Source organism: Staphylococcus pseudoxylosus, from assembly GCF_044794325.1.
Taxonomy (GTDB): Bacteria; Bacillota; Bacilli; order Staphylococcales; family Staphylococcaceae; genus Staphylococcus; species Staphylococcus pseudoxylosus.
This window is the reverse complement of sequence record NZ_CP085024.1, coordinates 2433769-2450036: the sequence shown is the minus strand read 5'-3', so window position 1 is coordinate 2450036 and position 16268 is coordinate 2433769. Positions and strand designations below refer to the sequence as shown.

The 16268-nt window shown below is 32.8% G+C and carries 20 protein-coding genes; 10 read left to right on the top strand and 10 right to left on the bottom strand.

Features of this window, described 5'->3' with window-relative positions; translation table 11 throughout:
• Nucleotides 1–73: 73 nt before the first annotated feature.
• Nucleotides 74–1249: an MFS transporter gene (locus LG295_RS11820; protein WP_107531598.1), complete on the bottom strand. Its 1176-nt coding sequence runs from the start codon at nt 1247–1249 to the stop codon at nt 74–76.
• A 123-nt stretch (nt 1250–1372) separates the two neighbouring features.
• Between LG295_RS11820 and LG295_RS11815 the strand changes: the two genes are divergently transcribed.
• Complete coding sequence (locus LG295_RS11815; protein WP_107531597.1) at nt 1373–2263, top strand: LysR family transcriptional regulator; 891 nt, start codon at nt 1373–1375, stop codon at nt 2261–2263.
• A 61-nt stretch (nt 2264–2324) separates the two neighbouring features.
• Here the strand turns inward: LG295_RS11815 and LG295_RS11810 are convergent, their stop codons facing one another.
• The gene (locus LG295_RS11810; protein ID WP_107531596.1) at nt 2325–2966 is read right to left on the bottom strand and encodes a FusB/FusC family EF-G-binding protein; all 642 of its coding nucleotides are present in this window, start codon (nt 2964–2966) and stop codon (nt 2325–2327) included.
• A 440-nt stretch (nt 2967–3406) separates the two neighbouring features.
• Between LG295_RS11810 and LG295_RS11805 the strand changes: the two genes are divergently transcribed.
• Together LG295_RS11805 and LG295_RS11800 are read left to right on the top strand one after the other, a co-directional pair.
• Nucleotides 3407–4369, top strand: coding sequence for an NAD-dependent epimerase/dehydratase family protein (locus LG295_RS11805; RefSeq protein ID WP_326020342.1), 963 nt, complete (start codon nt 3407–3409; stop codon nt 4367–4369).
• A gap of 496 nt (nt 4370–4865) precedes the next feature.
• Entirely contained in the window at nt 4866–5942 is a 1077-nt protein-coding gene (locus LG295_RS11800; protein ID WP_107531594.1) for a branched-chain amino acid aminotransferase, read from the top strand.
• A gap of 151 nt (nt 5943–6093) precedes the next feature.
• Here LG295_RS11800 and LG295_RS11795 read toward each other — a convergent pair whose 3' ends face one another.
• Nucleotides 6094–6240, bottom strand: a complete 147-nt coding sequence (locus LG295_RS11795; RefSeq protein ID WP_199193405.1) for a hypothetical protein — start codon at nt 6238–6240, stop codon at nt 6094–6096.
• Nucleotides 6241–6284: 44 nt separating this feature from the next.
• On the opposite strand from LG295_RS11795, the gene LG295_RS11790 reads away from it, so the two are divergent.
• The 3 genes from LG295_RS11790 (at nt 6285) to LG295_RS11780 (ending at nt 8024) form a co-directional block, all read left to right on the top strand.
• A complete protein-coding gene (locus tag LG295_RS11790) occupies nt 6285–6440 on the top strand; it encodes a DUF1648 domain-containing protein (protein WP_107531592.1) in 156 nt (51 codons plus the stop codon).
• A 419-nt stretch (nt 6441–6859) separates the two neighbouring features.
• On the top strand, nt 6860–7552 hold the full coding sequence (locus tag LG295_RS11785; RefSeq protein WP_404475967.1) for an HAD family hydrolase: 693 nt from the start codon (nt 6860–6862) through the stop codon (nt 7550–7552).
• A gap of 82 nt (nt 7553–7634) precedes the next feature.
• Nucleotides 7635–8024, top strand: a complete 390-nt coding sequence (locus LG295_RS11780; protein ID WP_107531590.1) for a hypothetical protein — start codon at nt 7635–7637, stop codon at nt 8022–8024.
• A 77-nt stretch (nt 8025–8101) separates the two neighbouring features.
• On the opposite strand, the gene LG295_RS11775 is transcribed toward LG295_RS11780, so the two are convergent.
• Together LG295_RS11775 and LG295_RS11770 are read right to left on the bottom strand one after the other, a co-directional pair.
• Nucleotides 8102–8764 carry a deoxynucleoside kinase gene (locus LG295_RS11775; protein ID WP_107558423.1) on the bottom strand — a complete coding sequence of 221 codons (663 nt, stop codon included), beginning with the start codon at nt 8762–8764 and terminating at the stop codon, nt 8102–8104.
• Nucleotides 8757–9374: a deoxynucleoside kinase gene (locus LG295_RS11770; protein ID WP_107531588.1), complete on the bottom strand. Its 618-nt coding sequence runs from the start codon at nt 9372–9374 to the stop codon at nt 8757–8759. Before LG295_RS11770 ends, LG295_RS11775 begins: the two co-directional genes overlap by 8 nt.
• A gap of 64 nt (nt 9375–9438) precedes the next feature.
• On the opposite strand from LG295_RS11770, the gene tadA reads away from it, so the two are divergent.
• The 3 genes from tadA to LG295_RS11755 all read left to right on the top strand — a co-directional run bounded on the left by tadA (nt 9439) and on the right by LG295_RS11755 (nt 11488).
• Complete coding sequence (tadA, locus tag LG295_RS11765; protein ID WP_107531587.1) at nt 9439–9930, top strand: tRNA adenosine(34) deaminase TadA; 492 nt, start codon at nt 9439–9441, stop codon at nt 9928–9930.
• A 100-nt stretch (nt 9931–10030) separates the two neighbouring features.
• Nucleotides 10031–10903, top strand: a complete 873-nt coding sequence (locus LG295_RS11760; RefSeq protein ID WP_107531586.1) for a Cof-type HAD-IIB family hydrolase — start codon at nt 10031–10033, stop codon at nt 10901–10903.
• An 18-nt stretch (nt 10904–10921) separates the two neighbouring features.
• Nucleotides 10922–11488 carry an NADPH-dependent FMN reductase gene (locus LG295_RS11755; RefSeq protein WP_107531585.1) on the top strand — a complete coding sequence of 189 codons (567 nt, stop codon included), beginning with the start codon at nt 10922–10924 and terminating at the stop codon, nt 11486–11488.
• 160 nt (nt 11489–11648) lie between these two features.
• Here the strand turns inward: LG295_RS11755 and LG295_RS11750 are convergent, their stop codons facing one another.
• The 5 genes from LG295_RS11750 to LG295_RS11730 all read right to left on the bottom strand — a co-directional run bounded on the left by LG295_RS11750 (nt 11649) and on the right by LG295_RS11730 (nt 15070).
• Complete coding sequence (locus LG295_RS11750; protein WP_107555197.1) at nt 11649–11987, bottom strand: transcriptional regulator, SarA/Rot family; 339 nt, start codon at nt 11985–11987, stop codon at nt 11649–11651.
• A 106-nt stretch (nt 11988–12093) separates the two neighbouring features.
• Nucleotides 12094–12840 (bottom strand): transcriptional regulator, encoded by a 747-nt coding sequence (locus LG295_RS11745; protein ID WP_318832380.1) that lies wholly within the window; start codon nt 12838–12840, stop codon nt 12094–12096.
• Nucleotides 12841–13140: 300 nt separating this feature from the next.
• A complete protein-coding gene (folE2, locus tag LG295_RS11740; protein ID WP_039068917.1) occupies nt 13141–14019 on the bottom strand; it encodes a GTP cyclohydrolase FolE2 in 879 nt (292 codons plus the stop codon).
• A 14-nt stretch (nt 14020–14033) separates the two neighbouring features.
• The gene (gene bshB2, locus LG295_RS11735; RefSeq protein ID WP_017723529.1) at nt 14034–14699 is read right to left on the bottom strand and encodes a bacillithiol biosynthesis deacetylase BshB2; all 666 of its coding nucleotides are present in this window, start codon (nt 14697–14699) and stop codon (nt 14034–14036) included.
• Between the two features lie 11 nt (nt 14700–14710).
• Nucleotides 14711–15070 carry a YojF family protein gene (locus LG295_RS11730; protein WP_017723530.1) on the bottom strand — a complete coding sequence of 120 codons (360 nt, stop codon included), beginning with the start codon at nt 15068–15070 and terminating at the stop codon, nt 14711–14713.
• Between the two features lie 366 nt (nt 15071–15436).
• Here LG295_RS11730 and nagB point away from each other — a divergent pair, with 366 nt between their 5' ends.
• Entirely contained in the window at nt 15437–16165 is a 729-nt protein-coding gene (gene nagB, locus LG295_RS11725) for a glucosamine-6-phosphate deaminase (protein ID WP_107531786.1), read from the top strand.
• Nucleotides 16166–16268: the final 103 nt, after the last annotated feature.

Below are 16268 nucleotides of genomic sequence, written 5' to 3'. Positions count from 1 at the left end.
AAGGTTTGTCTATTTTGTGGAAGGGAGTTAATAAAATTATTACTTCCTTTCCTTTTATACAATTTAGAACATATTAATATGGTTGACGAGCACGTTGTTTACCATGCATAAAGTAATAAAGTACTATCGAAACAATTACTAAAACTGCCATAGTTAAGTATAGATTTCGGTATCCCATCAATGGAATGACAACGCCTAGCACAAAAGGTCCAATGCCTGCACCGAAATCTGCAAACATATAAAACGTAGATGTAGCTAAGCCGATTTTATCAGTAGGTGATTGTTGAATAGCAATGGCTTGGGCAGTGGGCACTATCGTACCATAGCCGATCCCAATAAACACTGCAGCAATGAGTAATGAAATACTTGTGTGCGTTAAACTTAATAGTATTAGACCGATGATAAAGCTGATTAACACAGGGTACATGACCTTATTTTCACCATAGTTATCGTAAATTTTACCTGTGAATGGACGAGTTACAAAGGTGCTCACTGCATAAACAACAAAAAAGAAACTTGAGGCTGTTGCAAGGTTAATTTGTTCTGTGTAAACCGTTAAGAATGATAAAACGCTTGAATAAGCAATACCTACGAAAATAATAACAAATGAAATTGGTAGGGCTTCTTTTTGAATATATGCAGCAACGCCAGTGACTTTCTCAGTATTAGATGTTTGAACAGATACTTTTGGTAATTCTTTGATCAATAATGCCACAATTAAAGCGGCGACAATAACGATAAGACTAACTATAAAGATAGATTGAAAACCAAATTGTTGATTTAATATGATACCGCAAAAAGGGCCAATAGCCGATGCAGTTGTTACACTAAGTGCATAATAACCAATACCTTCACCTTTGCGCTTTTCTGGAATAATTCTTGATGAAATCGTACCGGTTGCAGTTGAAGATAACCCAAAGGCAATGCCATGTAATAGTCGGACAAACATTAAAATTAACAGGCTATGAATTGCGAAATACAAGCCAACAGTTATGATAGAAAAGATAATCCCAAAGAGCAGCACTTTTTTGGGTTGCAAATTGTCAATCACACGTCCAGAAGCCAAACGTCCGAATAGCATACCGATAATAAATATGCCTGCCGCTAATCCTCCCATACTTTCTGAAGCGTGATATTTATCAATAGTAAATATAGTGACTGTAACGATTAATGTATAATGAATCAAATACATTAAAAAATTTACAATTGTAACGGAGATAAAATCTTTTGACCAGAGTTTATCATACATACGAAGACCGTCCTTTAATTAATTTTTCATGCACTATATATTATAATGATTAATATACACTAATGTAAAATTAGAATTTATGATGTTTGTATAAGTATTACTTATGTAAAAAGGGGTGAAATAATGAACTTTGAACAATTAACTTATATTCAAAAAATATATGAAACGGAATCAATCGTTAAAGCAGCAAATATTATGCATATCAGTCAATCTGCGATGAGTCAGTCAATCGCAAACCTAGAATCAGAAGTAGGATATAAAATATTTAATCGATCACGTAAAGGGACTTTGCCAACTGAAGTTGGGAAGAAACTGATTCCGTTAATGATTAATATTATTGAAGCGCGTAGTGAATTATTATCTGAGGTAGACGCGTTGCATTCTAATATCGAGGGTTCGTTAACAATTGCAACGATTCCTACACTATTCAATAAAATTATTCCTAAAGCATTATCTGCATTTAAGAGAGATTATCCACATATTGAAGTGGAAGTAATCGAAAGTGATAGAGATGAAATTTTAAAAATGGTTGAAGCTCAGGTAGTTGATATAGGATTGATTGGTAAAGCTGAAAATGAACAGTTTGGGCAGCACATTGTAGCGCATTCATTGAATATTGCTACAGATTTTAGGTTGATTGTGCCTAAAAAATCAAAATTATCATTGCAAAACACGGTAGATATGAAAGCGATTCGTGAATATCCATTTGTTTTGTACGATCGCAATTTCTATCATCACAATTTCAAGCAATTTGAAGATGACAACGGCCCATTGAAAATTGTGTTCCGTACTAATAATCCAAGTGTGTTAATTAAAACTGTGTCAGAGGGTTTAGGAATAAGTATTGTATCAAGTTTGATGTTGGAAGATGATCCGTTTATATTGAATGGCTTAATAGAAATGTTGCCTATTGGCTCGCCGTTCGATTATTATATTTATTTTACGGCACTTACACAATCAGATAGAACTAATGAACAAACAATAAAGACATTTATAGAATATTTAAGAAAATGAATAATCACAAAATAAAGCAGAACCTATAGGGTGTGAAGTCCTTATAGGTTCTGCTTTTTAATTATTGTATTTTATTGAGAAAATGATAAAAGTAGGATAAATCAGAGATTTGTTGATTACAAACTGTACTATCGAAGCAGATATAATCACCTTTTTTAGTGTATTGTCCATCACTAGTGGTGCGTGTTTTCCTCATGAATAAGGTGACACGAGACTCCTTATTACAAATTGAACAAAAGCCTTTAACTGTTTGGTTTGAAATATCACCATAAAACCCATCTAATTTTCCAAAATCATTATAATAGATCAGATATTTTCTATTGGAAGCCACATCGTTCCAACCAATAAATGTACTTTCTAATAACACTTCATTACTGATAAGTGGTGTTTTCAATTTCTTTACTTTTCTAAAAACTTTATCTACTTGTTTTTTAGAAGGATGTTCGAAAGGCAACACATAACCTTGAAGTGTACTTAAGATTTTTTCAGCTTGCATTTTTGATAATTGATAATTCATCAACTTTTCAATTTCTAATTGAATAGATGAATCTACGCTTTGAAACGTATTGAGAATTTGTTCACGTGTAGTCTCTTGGATAGAAGCGATAGTATTAAGGTCATTAACTGAATTATACACATTGATTAAATGAGCGACACGTTCTTTTATATAATTAAATTGATAAGGGTATAGTTGTTTTTCCATAATTTGATATTCCTCTCACATTTTAATAACTGCATGCATAAGATAGATGCCCTGTGAAAAGAAAAAGTTTTACAAAGCATCGACTATTTTGATCGAGAACTTTGTATTAACAATGTAGCATTTGTATGCAACATATTACCATCTCCATAAATACTTAATAAATAACTTATACCAACATATGACATGTGTGTCAAATATTGGAAATGCTCACCATTTACTAGATGAATTTTATAGTAAATAGAGATATAGCAACTAGACATAGTGAAGTATGTAATGGCTAAATGGTAGACATTAGCGATTCACACTGCTAAAATTCAAAGCAAATGTTCACTCAAAGTATACAAAAAAGCGTTTTTATAGTATAATATTGTTGAAAATACGGGTATTGTCCACTGGGAAAATACATTACAATTTCTGTAATATACAAGGGAGATATAAATATGAAAAAAATTATTATTACTGGTGCATTAGGACAAATAGGAACTGAGTTAGTAGTGAAGTGTAGAACATTATATGGCAATGATAATGTTTTAGCTACTGATATTAAAGAACCAGAAACGGATTCTGCAATTGCAAATGGTCCATTTGCAATATTGGATGTGACTGATAAAGCACGTATGAATGAACTTGTTGAATCATTTAAGCCGGACACGATTATGCATATGGCTGCTTTATTATCAGCTACTGCTGAAAAAAATCCTTTGTTTGCATGGGATTTAAATATGGGCGGATTAATGAATGCTTTAGAGGTTGCACGTGAACATGATTTACTATTCTTCACACCAAGTTCTATTGGTGCGTTCGGTCCATCAACACCTAAAGTTAATACACCACAAGTAACGATTCAGCGTCCAACTTCAATGTATGGCGTGAATAAAGTTGCAGGTGAATTGTTATGTCAGTATTACTTTGAAAAGTTTGGTGTTGATACACGTAGTGTAAGATTCCCAGGTTTAATTTCACATATTAAAGAACCTGGTGGCGGTACAACTGACTATGCAGTCGATATTTATTTTAAAGCTGTAAGAGAAGGACATTATTCAAGCTTTATTGAAAAAGGCACCTTTATGGATATGATGTATATGGAAGACGCGATTGATGCCATTATACAACTTATGGAAGCAGACGGCGTTAAATTAATAAACCGTAATGCTTATAATTTAAGTGCGATGAGTATTGAACCAGAAATGGTTAAAACAGCAATTCAAGAACATTATCCAGACTTTAAATTAGACTATGATGTAGACCCAGTGAGACAATCAATTGCTAATAGTTGGCCAGATAGTATTGATGTAAGTTGTGCAAGAGCAGAATGGGGCTTTGATCCACAATACGATTTAAACAAAATGACTAAAGTGATGTTAGATGCTATCGAAGGTAAAGAAACAGCTGAAGTAAGATAAAACAAGATCAGCTACTAATCAATAAGATTTTAAAATTCAAATAGCAATGGTGATAATTAAAAATGGAGCATTTGCTATTATAAATTAAAACTAAATACTATGTATTTTCGTCTGTTAAGTGTATAGAAAGTCTAATGCGGCGTGGATATGTTGTCAAAATTTTGAATTTGATAACATATCTACGCTATTTTTATTAATAAATATATTAATAGCAGCGGAAATGAATTCATTCTAGAAGACCATTCATTTTTAAAGTACTATTTTCAATGGTGAAAATTAATGCTAATTATCCATTATATTTATTATTTGAAGTTTTTAATTTTCTATTGCCATAACTAGAGGTTAAATACAACGGAAACAGCGTATGCAAATAGATTTCTGTTTCTCTCCCTTATTATTTCTTTATTTTAAATTTTTTGAAAATTATTGAACAGCATTCGTTGGATTGATATAATTTAATGTAATACTCAAAGAAATACCATTAGGAGGAAAAATCATGTCAGAAAAAATTGAATTTGTACAACGAGAAACACTTAAAGAAAAACCGGATCCAAGTGATTTAGGTTTTGGGAAATATTTCACAGATTATATGTTAAGTTTCGACTACGATATTGATCAAGGATGGCATGATTTAAAGATTGTGCCTTATGGACCAATTGAACTTTCTCCAGCAGCACAAGCCTTACATTACGGCCAAGCAGTATTTGAAGGTTTGAAAGCTTACAAGCATGACGGTGAGGTAGATTTATTCCGTCCCTCTGAGAACTTTAAACGTATTAATAATTCATTGGCACGATTAGATATGCCGAAGGTTGATGAAGAGGCAGTGTTAGAAGGGTTGAAGCAATTAGTAGATATAGAACGTGATTGGGTACCAGAAGGTGAAGGTCAATCGTTATACATACGTCCATATGTTTTCGCCACAGAAGGTATTTTAGGCGTACGCCCTTCTTATTCATATAAATTATTAATTATTTTGTCGCCATCAGGTTCATATTATGGTGGAGAGTCGTTAAGCCCAACTAAAATTTATGTGGAAGATGAATATGTGCGTGCTGTTCGTGGTGGTGTAGGTCATGCAAAAGTTGCAGGTAATTATGCTGCTAGCCTATTAGCACAAACGAATGCATCAGCACAAGGTTATGATCAAGTATTGTGGTTAGATGGTGTTGAACAAAAATATGTAGAAGAAGTTGGTAGTATGAATATCTTCTTCGTAGAAAATGGTAAACTTGTAACACCAGAATTAAATGGTAGTATTTTACCAGGTATTACACGTAAAACTGTGATTGAATTAGCGCAAAATTTAGGCTATGAAGTAGAAGAACGTCGAGTATCTATCGACGAACTTATTGAATCACACAATAAAGGTGAATTAACAGAAGTATTTGGTACAGGTACTGCAGCAGTTATCTCTCCTGTAGGTCAGTTGAAATATGGTGAAACTGAGATCGTTATTAATAATAATGAAACTGGGGAAGTTACTCAAAAATTATACGATAATTATACTGGCATCCAAAGTGGTAAACTTGAAGATCCACAAGGCTGGAGAGTCGTTGTACCAAGATACTAAACCACATAAAAATATAATGATTATTGAACAATAACCTAAATTATGAGGGTAAATTGTAATAACTAATATAATATTTGAGGCTGAGACATACCAATGTATGTCCCAGCCTCGCTTTATGTATGATTTGATAAAATGTATTCCAAAAGAATTACTATTTTGAAGTTATCGCTTCAAGATTTGCCTCTTTCATACCATCTTTAGCACCTTTTTTTATATCAGCGATGTGATAAAATCCACTAACGACAATCACAGAAATGATAATGACACCAATTCCTTTAAACCAACTAGATGGAGACATTTGTTTTTCTCTTTTAGCGCAATGTTTTTGAAAGGAGGATAGACGTGAATAAAATATTGAACGTTGCCAGTTTTATTATGCTGATTTTGTTAATGCTATATACGTGGATAAATTATAATACTTTGCCTAAAACGGTACCTATTCACTATGATTTATATAATTACCCAGACGGATGGGGGATAAAAATGCATTGCTTTTGATACCATTTATAGGTTTAATGATATGGTTTTTAATGTATTCACTATATAAATATTATCCGAAATTGGTAAATCTAGATATTAATTTAACAGGAAAACAACCGACAAAAAAGCGATTAAAACGCATATAACTTTTGTTGCTATCTTGAATTTTGAAATTCTTTTATTTATTTGTTTAAAGGGAGCAATGGATATCTATAATATCAAAGGTGGATCGATACATTTAGACATCTCTCAGTTTGTGACATTTGTTATAGTTATTGGAGTAACCTTAATATGGTTGGTAGTGAACGACTATAAGAACAAACGAAAATGATATAACAAATGCAGTTTCATTATTTGTATACAGAGTTAGTTTTATATTAAAATAAAATAGGTTTTAAAAACAAAGATAGTGTGAAACTATAGGAGCTGTTCTAGCGATGAAATGGATTTTATTTGATAAAGATGGCACAATCATATATTTCGACCGTAGTTGGATGAAGATTGGTTTACAACTTGTAGATGATTTTATGGAAGTTTACCAAAATGAAATTGGTGATAGAGAGGCAGCATATGCGTACTTAGGTGTAGTAGATGGAGAAATTCAACCAGGTACGATTATGGCTTCAGGTGCTTTAGATGAAATGGTTCGAGCATTCTGTGATATTGCAGGTCAAGATGTTACTGGATGGGCACAAAGTAGAAGCCAAACACTTGTAGATAATCGTGTTCCAGAAAATGTCTTAGTAGAAGGTATTGAGGAGACACTCGAAACCTTAAAACGGCAAGGTTATAAGATGGGAATTGTAACCAGCGATTCTAAAAAAGGCGTGGATCAGTTTCTAGAAATTACGAAATTTGATCATTTCTTTGATGTGGTTATTTCAACAGAAGCAAACGCAGTTGAAAAACCAAATCCAAAAGTACTTAATCCGTTATTTGATCACTATGATGTAGCGCCTCAAGATGTAGTGATTGTAGGTGATACTGCAAATGATATGCAAACAGGTGTTAATGCAAAATTAGGCTTGAAAATCGCAGTATTAACAGGTGTCGGTTTAGAACAAGAATTTACAAATGCAGATTACATAGTAGAAACTGCAAATGATATTGTGGAAATAATAAATCAATAGGCTTAACTTCTAAATTATGTCATAATATACGTAACGTATATTATGATTTTTTTATATTTAATATAAGTGTCGAGGTGATTAGATGATTGATGGTAAATACGCCGATTATCAAGGTGAAACTTATAAAGTAGTGGAAATTATTAGTAATGAAGTTGTATTGGTCACTGAAGACGAGCGAGCTTTAGCGCATGGTTTTGAAGCAAATACAACAAATCATACGGCGCATACGTTGTATTTTAAACATGTTGCGCGCGATGATATAGATGAACTGTATGCACTGTACCAAGAAGCGAGATACGGTGGTGCTGTTTTTGATCTCTATCAAGACACTGAGGGACAATTATATATTGGTACCGAAGACCAAGATAAGGCTAGCACCTTTGGTTTAGTACAGACAGATGAATATTACTATAGTAAATATGTGGCAGAAGATGAAATTGAAAAAATCATTTATCGACGTCATATTGAATAAATGACAATACCCGAATAAAAAAAGTCACTCCGACTAAATAAGTTTAGTGGGAGTGACTTTTTATGCAAAGTTAGCGTCTAGCGTTGATCAACTTTACGGTATGTGTCAATGACATGGCGTATTTTATCGATAACTGGATTTAATGATTCGGGATCTTCGTGTAAGTCATATTCATTAATGTTTACACGAACCACAGGGCACGCGTTAAATTCGGCAATCCAATCTTCATAGCGTTGAAATAACTTTTGCCAATATGCTACATCCGTCTCAATTTCCATTTGACGACCACGTTGTTTAATTCGTTGAATCACATCTTCATAGTCACATTCTAAATAAATTAAAACGTCTGGTTTGGGGAAGTAAGGTGTCATTACCATAGCGTTGAAAAGCTCAGAATAAGTTTGGAAGTCTTCAGGACTCATTGTTCCTTGTTCTTCATGCATTTTGGCAAAAATATCAACATCTTCATAAATAGAACGATCTTGAATAAAACCGCCTCCGTATTCAAACATACGTTTTTGTTCTTTAAAGCGTTCTGCTAAGAAATAAATTTGTAAATGGAAGCTCCAACGTTCAAAGTCATTATAAAATTTATCGAGGTATGGATTATTATCGACGTTTTCAAATGAAGTTTTAAAGTTAAAACGTTCTGCTAAAGCTTTTGTTAATGTTGATTTACCAACGCCTACTGTACCAGCGATAGTAATTACAGCATCTTGTGGAATACCATATTTATTCATGCTCATGTCCTCCAATAAGTGGTTTCACTAATTCTAAAATATAATTATAATCTTCATCATACTTAACAAAGTCAAGTTGAGTCGTGTCGATTCGTATAACACGTGCGCCCTCAGATTTAAGAGATTCATAATATGCATTATAGTCACGCTTTAGATTTAATAAATAATCATCTGCAATTTGATGTTCGAAGCTACGATTACGATGTGCAATACGTGTTTTTAGCATTGCTAAATCAGCATCTAAAAAGATGATAATGTTCGGCATTTCTAAATCTTCGGTTAAAATATCGTAGATTCTTGAGAATTTATTATATTCTGATGTGGTTAAAGTATTATTTGCAAATATCTTATTTTTATATATGTGATAATCGCTAACAATTCCATTATCAATTAAAGCAAGATCTTGAAATTGCTTATACCGATTACATAAGAAGAACATTTCTGTTTGGAAACTCCATTTTGAAATGTCATCATAGAAATCTGATAAAAAAGGATTTTCTGTAATAATTTCTTTTTCTTCGTAATATTTATAAGTTTGACTGAGTTTATGTGCTAAAGAAGATTTTCCGACTCCAATCGGACCTTCAATTGCGATAAAATGTTTTTTCATATTTTCCGCTCCAATGTTAAAATAGACAATAAATATTGTACCATATGTGAGGTGTGTGAGACACATGACAAATCAGCAATTTTATATGAAAATGGCGATTGAAGAAGCTAAAAAAGCTGGCGATATAGGTGAAGTACCTATTGGCGCTGTGATTGTTAAAAATGATGAAATTATTGCAAGAGCACACAATTTAAGAGAATCAAAAAAAGATCCAACCGCACATGCAGAATATCTTGCTATTCAAAAAGCGTCTAAGCACTTAAAAAGCTGGCGATTGGAAGAGTGCCAACTCTATGTGACCTTAGAACCTTGTGTTATGTGTGCTGGTGCGATTGTAATGAGCCGTATTCCGCATGTGATATATGGTGCAAAAGATCCCAAAGGAGGATGTGCGGGTAGTCTGATGGACCTCTTACAAGAACCTAGATTTAATCACCGTGCACAAGTAGAAATAGGTGTAATGGAAGAAGCATGTAGTCAATTATTGACTGAATTTTTTAGGCATATTAGAAAAAAGAAAAAAATCATACAAACAGCCGATAATACAAATAGCTAAACTTTTGGTAGAATAATAATATGTTACAAAATTATGGCAAATGAGAATGAGATGTAATTAAATTTGTGTAATCGATCTAAGAAGGAAACGAGGTAAACGAATGATAAACTTAATTGCTACAGATATGGATGGTACGTTACTTAATGCCGCACATGAAATATCCGAGGAAAATATTAAAGCCATTAAATACGCGCAGTCACAAGGTATTACTGTTGTTATAGCAACAGGCCGTGCTTTTTATGAGGCGAATGCGCCCGTGAATCAAACAGATTTAAAAATGCCCTATATTTGTTTGAATGGTGCAGAAGTGAGAGATGAATCATTTAATATCATGAGCACTTCTAATTTGAATCGTGAGTTAATCAATAGAATTACGCATGAACTTAAAAATGAAGATATCTATTATCAAGTATATACAAATTTAGGTATCTATACAGAAAATCCGCAACGTGACTTAGAAATTTATATAGATATTGCCGAACGTGCAGGACAACATGCGGATGTAGAAAAGATTAAAGCAGGTATTCAAAAGCGTATTGATAACGGGACTTTAAAAGTAGTAGATAATTATGACAAAATTGAAGATACGCCAGGTGAAATTGTAATGAAAATTTTGGCGTTTGATAGTGATTTGTCAAAAATTGACCGTGTTAGTGAAAAGTTAGCTCAATCAGAAAGTCTTGCAATATCATCATCATCTAGAGGTAATATTGAGATTACTCATTCAGATGCACAAAAAGGTATAGCTTTAGAAACAATTGCTGAACGACTAAATATTGACATGAAAAATGTTATGGCAATCGGTGATAACATGAATGACATTTCAATGCTTGAACGTGTAGGTTATTCTGTAGCGATGGATAATGCTGCGCCAGAAGTAAAAGTAGTAGCAACATATGCAACAGACTCTAATGAAGAAAGTGGCGTCGGTAAGGCGATTATGAAACTACTTAAGGAAAATAACGAAAAATAGTATGAGGTGAAGTAATAAATGAAAGGTTTAATTATAGTAGGTAGCGCGAAATTAGGTTCGCATACTACTGCATTATCAAAATATTTAAAAGGTCATTTTGAAGCGCATGACTTTGAAGTTGATATCTTCGATTTGGCAGACCACCCAATCCATCAACTTGATGTGTCTGGCGCTTCACAACCAAGCGAAGATTATAAAAACAATTTAAACATATTAAAGGAAAAAGCGAGAGCAGCAGATTTCTTTGTGTTAGGTAGTCCGAATTACCATGGTTCATATTCTGGTATTTTAAAAAATGCATTAGATCATTTAACAATGGATGATTTTAAAATGAAACCAGTTGGCTTGATTGGTAATAGTGGTGGTATTGTAAGTTCCGAACCATTATCACATTTACGACTGATTGTTAGAACGTTATTAGGTATTGCGGTACCAACGCAAATCGCTACGCATGATACAGATTATAAAAAACTTGAAGATGGTACATTATACTTAGATAATGAAGAGTTCCAATTACGTGCACGTTTATTTGTAGATCAAATAATCTCATTCGTTAAAAATAGTCCTTACGAACATTTAAAATAAGGTAAACGTGCTATTTTACTTATGAACTAAAATAGTGGTATTAATTAGCGTAAAATAGTTATAAAAGGGTGCAAAGGCCCTATATAATACACTACATCACAATAATGGGCTGGAACATTTATACGTTCCAGCCCATTAGTTATATAATAAACTTGGTTGATTAGCCTTTACTATTTAATATTGTATCGACGATTAAATGGTATTGCTTAATAATAGATTCTATTTTCGGAAAATCTATATCATGTAAGAAGATGCGTCTTTCATCATAAACGTCTCTTGATTTTTTAAACAATCCTAAGTTGCTTAAATGATTAATTTGCACTGAAATAGGTGTGTTTTCAATATTTAGGTGCTTTTTAAGTTCTACAGCATCAATTTTTTCTTTGTTGAGATAATTCAGTTTTTCTAAAATGACAATTTCTAAAAACGACATATCTAAATTTTTCTTTAGTGCTCGTTTAATTGTATTTCTATTTTCCTCATAATAAATTGTATTCATAATTTCCCTCTCAATTCTTTTTAAACTTTGTATAAAGATTTGTCTTATTATTTCACTTTATCGTGCACATCCAGATTGACTATGCCTTTAATAAGTTTTATTTATTTCAAGATTGATAGGGAGCATAGCCTTTAACCTTTTCAAATTGTTGTAAATAATTTTGAAACGTACGGAATTTATATGTTTTCCATACGTTATCTAATGTATCTCCATTTAGTAATGCGCAATTTGAAAAATGAATTTTCGCAGCTACCATGTACTGTGATAATGTACTACCCACAATCATTGTAAAAGTTCGAGATAAAAAACTAGAATTTACAAAAAATACTTCGGCAATTTGCTGACAATTTAACTTATCTTCTATATGGTTGTGGATGTAAATTGTTATATTTTTAATTAGTGTATATTTATAATTATTTGATTCATAGCCAAGTTGACTGTTACACAAGCTTAATGTATGTATCGTTGTTAAAAGTGATAAGAACGCTTTTTTAGGCACATGGCATTCTTCCGTCAAAGATGAAAATATATTTGTGAATTGTGATTTTAATATATGATGTTCTCCATCTCCAAGATATGAATCTATTCCATTAGCCATTGTATGATCAATATCATTTATGTAATGATAGTTGTTTATTGATAAACAAAGTAAGTCAGCATCGATAGATATAAGCTCGATATATTCATAGTCATGAACGTAAAAAATATCACCAGAAATATATTGTTCAAATGTGTCATTTTTTAATAATGTGACATTGCCTTTGGAGACCCAATAAATATTTAAAAAGTGCGGTGTACTTAGATTATAATTTGTGCTTTTTATAAGTTTATGAAGTTTAATTTTATAGTCCATCTTTATAATTACCTCACACTTATCGAATAAAAATTGATTTAAAGTTACTATCATAATCATTTTAATATGGAAATCGTATATAGAACATTAGCTAAAATTAAATGTTAGTATTTATTGTTTTAAAAATAGAGAAGTTGATTCTAGGTAAATGTTAAAATTTTAATCTAACATACTAAAATTTTAATTAAGCACACCTTACAATACAGTGGCATAAAATTTAAGTTATATAAGTAAATAAAAAAGTGTACAAATTGTCGATGTTAATCAGACATTTTGTACACTTTTTAAAATCGCTATATTTTATTTTCTATATTTTAATTTTGCAAAGGCATCATGTTGATGTATGGACTCTTCGTTACGACATTCTATGTCGAATCCATCTAGCCATTCAAAACCGACTAAGTCTGCAGCGATCAAACGAATTAAATCTTCTACAAATCTTGGGTTTTCATAAGCGCGTTCTGTGACGCTTTTTTCATCTGGACGTTTAAGGATAGGGTATAATATAGAGCTTGCGTTCGCTTCCATAGCATCAAGTATTTTCCCTTTGTAATCGTCTACTAGCTCAACATCTTTGTTGATGTATGCTTTGACAGTTACAATACCACGTTGGTTATGGGCAGAGTATTCGCTGATTTCTTTAGAACAAGGGCAGAGTGTCGTTACTGCAGCTTGAATTGTGATTTCCTTGCGCGTTACTTCTTTTTTATCTATTGCTAGACCATAAGTAACATCTGCATGACCCACAGCTTTAATTTGGGTTACTGGGCTGTGTCGATCAAAAAACCACTTTGCTGATACATCTAAGCCAGCAGCATTTTGGTTCATGCTTTCTTGTAAACTACGTAGCAGTTGATAAAGTGAGTCAAAGTCTAATTCGATACCATTATGATAGTGTTTTTCAACACTTTCTAAAATTCGGCTCATATTGATACCTTTTTCATCTTGATTAAGGCTTGTTGAAAAACTAAAATTTCCAGCAGTTTGGAAACGATCAACAAGTACAGGGTATACAAGGTTTTTAATGCCGACTTCTTCTATTTCAAATAAGAAGTCTTTATGCGTGCTTTGCAAGTCTTTCATATTTTCTTTTACAGTTGGTTTAGTGCCTTCAATAGGGTCGACGGAACCGAAATGTTTCCAACGACCTTCTCGAGTAGATAAGTCAAATTCTGTCATGCTATTGCCTCCACTTAAGATTCAAAGTTATAAGTCCAATAAGGTTCTACTTCTAAGAAACTGTGCACTTCTCCAGGGACATCAGGTGTTGCTAATTGTTCTAAAAATGGTCCTGTTTGTGATGCATGTGCCTCAAATGCGCGAAGTTTTACCTCTTTATAATCACTGATCTCATTTAGAATGTCGGGTTCACCTAATTTTTCAGGTGCGTCATTACTAAATGCTACAAGTTGTAAACGTGGTCTTTCAGATGCTGCCATACGACCAACAGTTCTTACGACTGCTTCAGCAGTAGCTTCATGATCTGGGTGTACAGCGAACTGAGGATAGAACGAAATAATCACAGATGGTTGTAATTCATCAATTAAAGATTTAACCATAGCATCCATTTCATCATGGGGTTCAAATTCAACCGTTTTATCTCTTAATCCCATTTTACGTAAATCAGTTATGCCTATTGCTTCCATGGCATTTTCTAATTCTTTTTCTCTAATGTCCGGTAATGTTTCACGTGTTGCAAAAGGTGGGTTACCTAAATTACGCCCCATTTGCCCAAGCGTTAAACATGCATAAGTGACCGGAACGCCATTGTCGATATAACGTGCGAGTGTGCCTGCAGATGAGAATGATTCATCATCTGGGTGTGGAAAAATTACTAATACTTGGCTTTCCTCTGACATAATATGCCTCCTTAAGCTTTAAATGGTTGAGTACTTATTTCTAACGCAGCAGCTAATTGACCTTCATAGTTAAAGCCCGCTAATAGAAACTCGCCATTTTCATTTACTTCGTAATGTGTTAACCCTTGAACATAAACCCAACCGTTATCTTTTAATTTGAGTCCAACACGGAAAGGATCTTTGTTGCCGCCTTTAAGTTGCGCATGTTCATAAGTAACTTGAATATTTCTTAAAAAGGTTCCTGCATTAAATACACGTTGGTCAAAATGTGCAGCGTAAGCACCATTTGTTGTTTCGACGTGTAAGTATACAGGTTTATGCTCATATGAAGAAAGTAAAGATTGTACTTTTTCATGATTGATTTCTTCCAAAATTTTGCCTCCTTGCTTTCAAAACCCATCACTACAAAATTCATTTGATTTAAATTTAGTACAAATAATGTACTCTAAAAGATATCTACAGTCTAGTTTAAACCGACTTTTGTACATTTGCTACCTGAAAAGTAAATTTTATATACCAGAATTGTACTGTAATTTTGATTATCTATCTATTCTACTAAAAACAGCAATAGAAATGTATAACTCTGCTCATTTTAATGTAAATAATTTATATTCTATAACATGATATGAGTTCTAAAATTCAAATTCTGTTAAAATCACCAGAAAAACGTATAATGTATGTTGTAATCATATGTAGTATAAAATAGTTTGATCATCTTAATAGGAGGGCATTTGTTTATGAAAATAACAAATCTTGGAACGAGAAGTTATGCTTCTTTTTATGTAGCTTGTGAATTATACAAGCAGATGAGTCAACAATGTCATAGTAAATTAGGTTTAGCTACAGGTGGTACCATGGTTGAAGTCTATAAATTTTTAGTCGAGTTATTAAATAAAAACAAATTAGACGTATCTCAAATAGAAACATTTAATTTAGACGAATATGTAGGTCTTGATGCTACACATGTACAAAGTTATCACACATACATGAACGAAGTATTATTCAAACGTTATCCCCACTTTAATCCGTCATTAGTTCATATTCCGAATGGAAATGCGGAGAATTTAAATGAAGAAACAAAGCGTTATGAATATTTGATAAATCAACAAGGTCCAGTAGACATTCAAATATTAGGCATCGGTGAAAATGGACACATTGGTTTTAACGAGCCTGGTACAGATGTGAATAGTGCCACACATGTTGTGAATTTAACTGAAAGTACGATTAATGCGAATAGTCGCTATTTTGAAAATGGGGATGAAGTACCCAATCAGGCTATTTCTATGGGACTTTCTACAATTTTAAAAGCACAGAGAATCATTTTACTCGCATTTGGAGAGAAGAAAAGAGCGGCTATTGAGAAATTAGCTGAAAATGAAGTGAATAGTGATGTGCCAGCTACAATATTACATGCACACCCTAATGTAGAAATTTATGTTGATGATGATGCAGCACCTAGATTATAGTGACTGAGTTTTAATCATACAGAAAAGGGTAAACATTTTAAGCGTAAGATTTTAAAGCGTAAGCTTAGCCCAGTGAGGCTTTGATAATCTAATTCAAGAAGGG

What these genes read in the sequence shown, in the direction of transcription:
- LG295_RS11820 (WP_107531598.1), bottom strand. Translation starts at nt 1,249, where the DNA reads ATGTATGATAAACTCTGGTCAAAAGATTTTATCTCCGTTACAATTGTA.
- LG295_RS11815 (WP_107531597.1), top strand. Translation starts at nt 1,373, where the DNA reads ATGAACTTTGAACAATTAACTTATATTCAAAAAATATATGAAACGGAA.
- LG295_RS11810 (WP_107531596.1), bottom strand. Translation starts at nt 2,966, where the DNA reads ATGGAAAAACAACTATACCCTTATCAATTTAATTATATAAAAGAACGT.
- LG295_RS11805 (WP_326020342.1), top strand. Translation starts at nt 3,407, where the DNA reads ATGAAAAAAATTATTATTACTGGTGCATTAGGACAAATAGGAACTGAG.
- LG295_RS11800 (WP_107531594.1), top strand. Translation starts at nt 4,866, where the DNA reads ATGTCAGAAAAAATTGAATTTGTACAACGAGAAACACTTAAAGAAAAA.
- LG295_RS11795 (WP_199193405.1), bottom strand. Translation starts at nt 6,240, where the DNA reads ATGTCTCCATCTAGTTGGTTTAAAGGAATTGGTGTCATTATCATTTCT.
- LG295_RS11785 (WP_404475967.1), top strand. Translation starts at nt 6,860, where the DNA reads ATGAAATGGATTTTATTTGATAAAGATGGCACAATCATATATTTCGAC.
- LG295_RS11780 (WP_107531590.1), top strand. Translation starts at nt 7,635, where the DNA reads ATGATTGATGGTAAATACGCCGATTATCAAGGTGAAACTTATAAAGTA.
- LG295_RS11775 (WP_107558423.1), bottom strand. Translation starts at nt 8,764, where the DNA reads ATGAATAAATATGGTATTCCACAAGATGCTGTAATTACTATCGCTGGT.
- LG295_RS11770 (WP_107531588.1), bottom strand. Translation starts at nt 9,374, where the DNA reads ATGAAAAAACATTTTATCGCAATTGAAGGTCCGATTGGAGTCGGAAAA.
- tadA (WP_107531587.1), top strand. Translation starts at nt 9,439, where the DNA reads ATGACAAATCAGCAATTTTATATGAAAATGGCGATTGAAGAAGCTAAA.
- LG295_RS11760 (WP_107531586.1), top strand. Translation starts at nt 10,031, where the DNA reads ATGATAAACTTAATTGCTACAGATATGGATGGTACGTTACTTAATGCC.
- LG295_RS11755 (WP_107531585.1), top strand. Translation starts at nt 10,922, where the DNA reads ATGAAAGGTTTAATTATAGTAGGTAGCGCGAAATTAGGTTCGCATACT.
- LG295_RS11750 (WP_107555197.1), bottom strand. Translation starts at nt 11,987, where the DNA reads ATGAATACAATTTATTATGAGGAAAATAGAAATACAATTAAACGAGCA.
- LG295_RS11745 (WP_318832380.1), bottom strand. Translation starts at nt 12,840, where the DNA reads ATGGACTATAAAATTAAACTTCATAAACTTATAAAAAGCACAAATTAT.
- folE2 (WP_039068917.1), bottom strand. Translation starts at nt 14,019, where the DNA reads ATGACAGAATTTGACTTATCTACTCGAGAAGGTCGTTGGAAACATTTC.
- bshB2 (WP_017723529.1), bottom strand. Translation starts at nt 14,699, where the DNA reads ATGTCAGAGGAAAGCCAAGTATTAGTAATTTTTCCACACCCAGATGAT.
- nagB (WP_107531786.1), top strand. Translation starts at nt 15,437, where the DNA reads ATGAAAATAACAAATCTTGGAACGAGAAGTTATGCTTCTTTTTATGTA.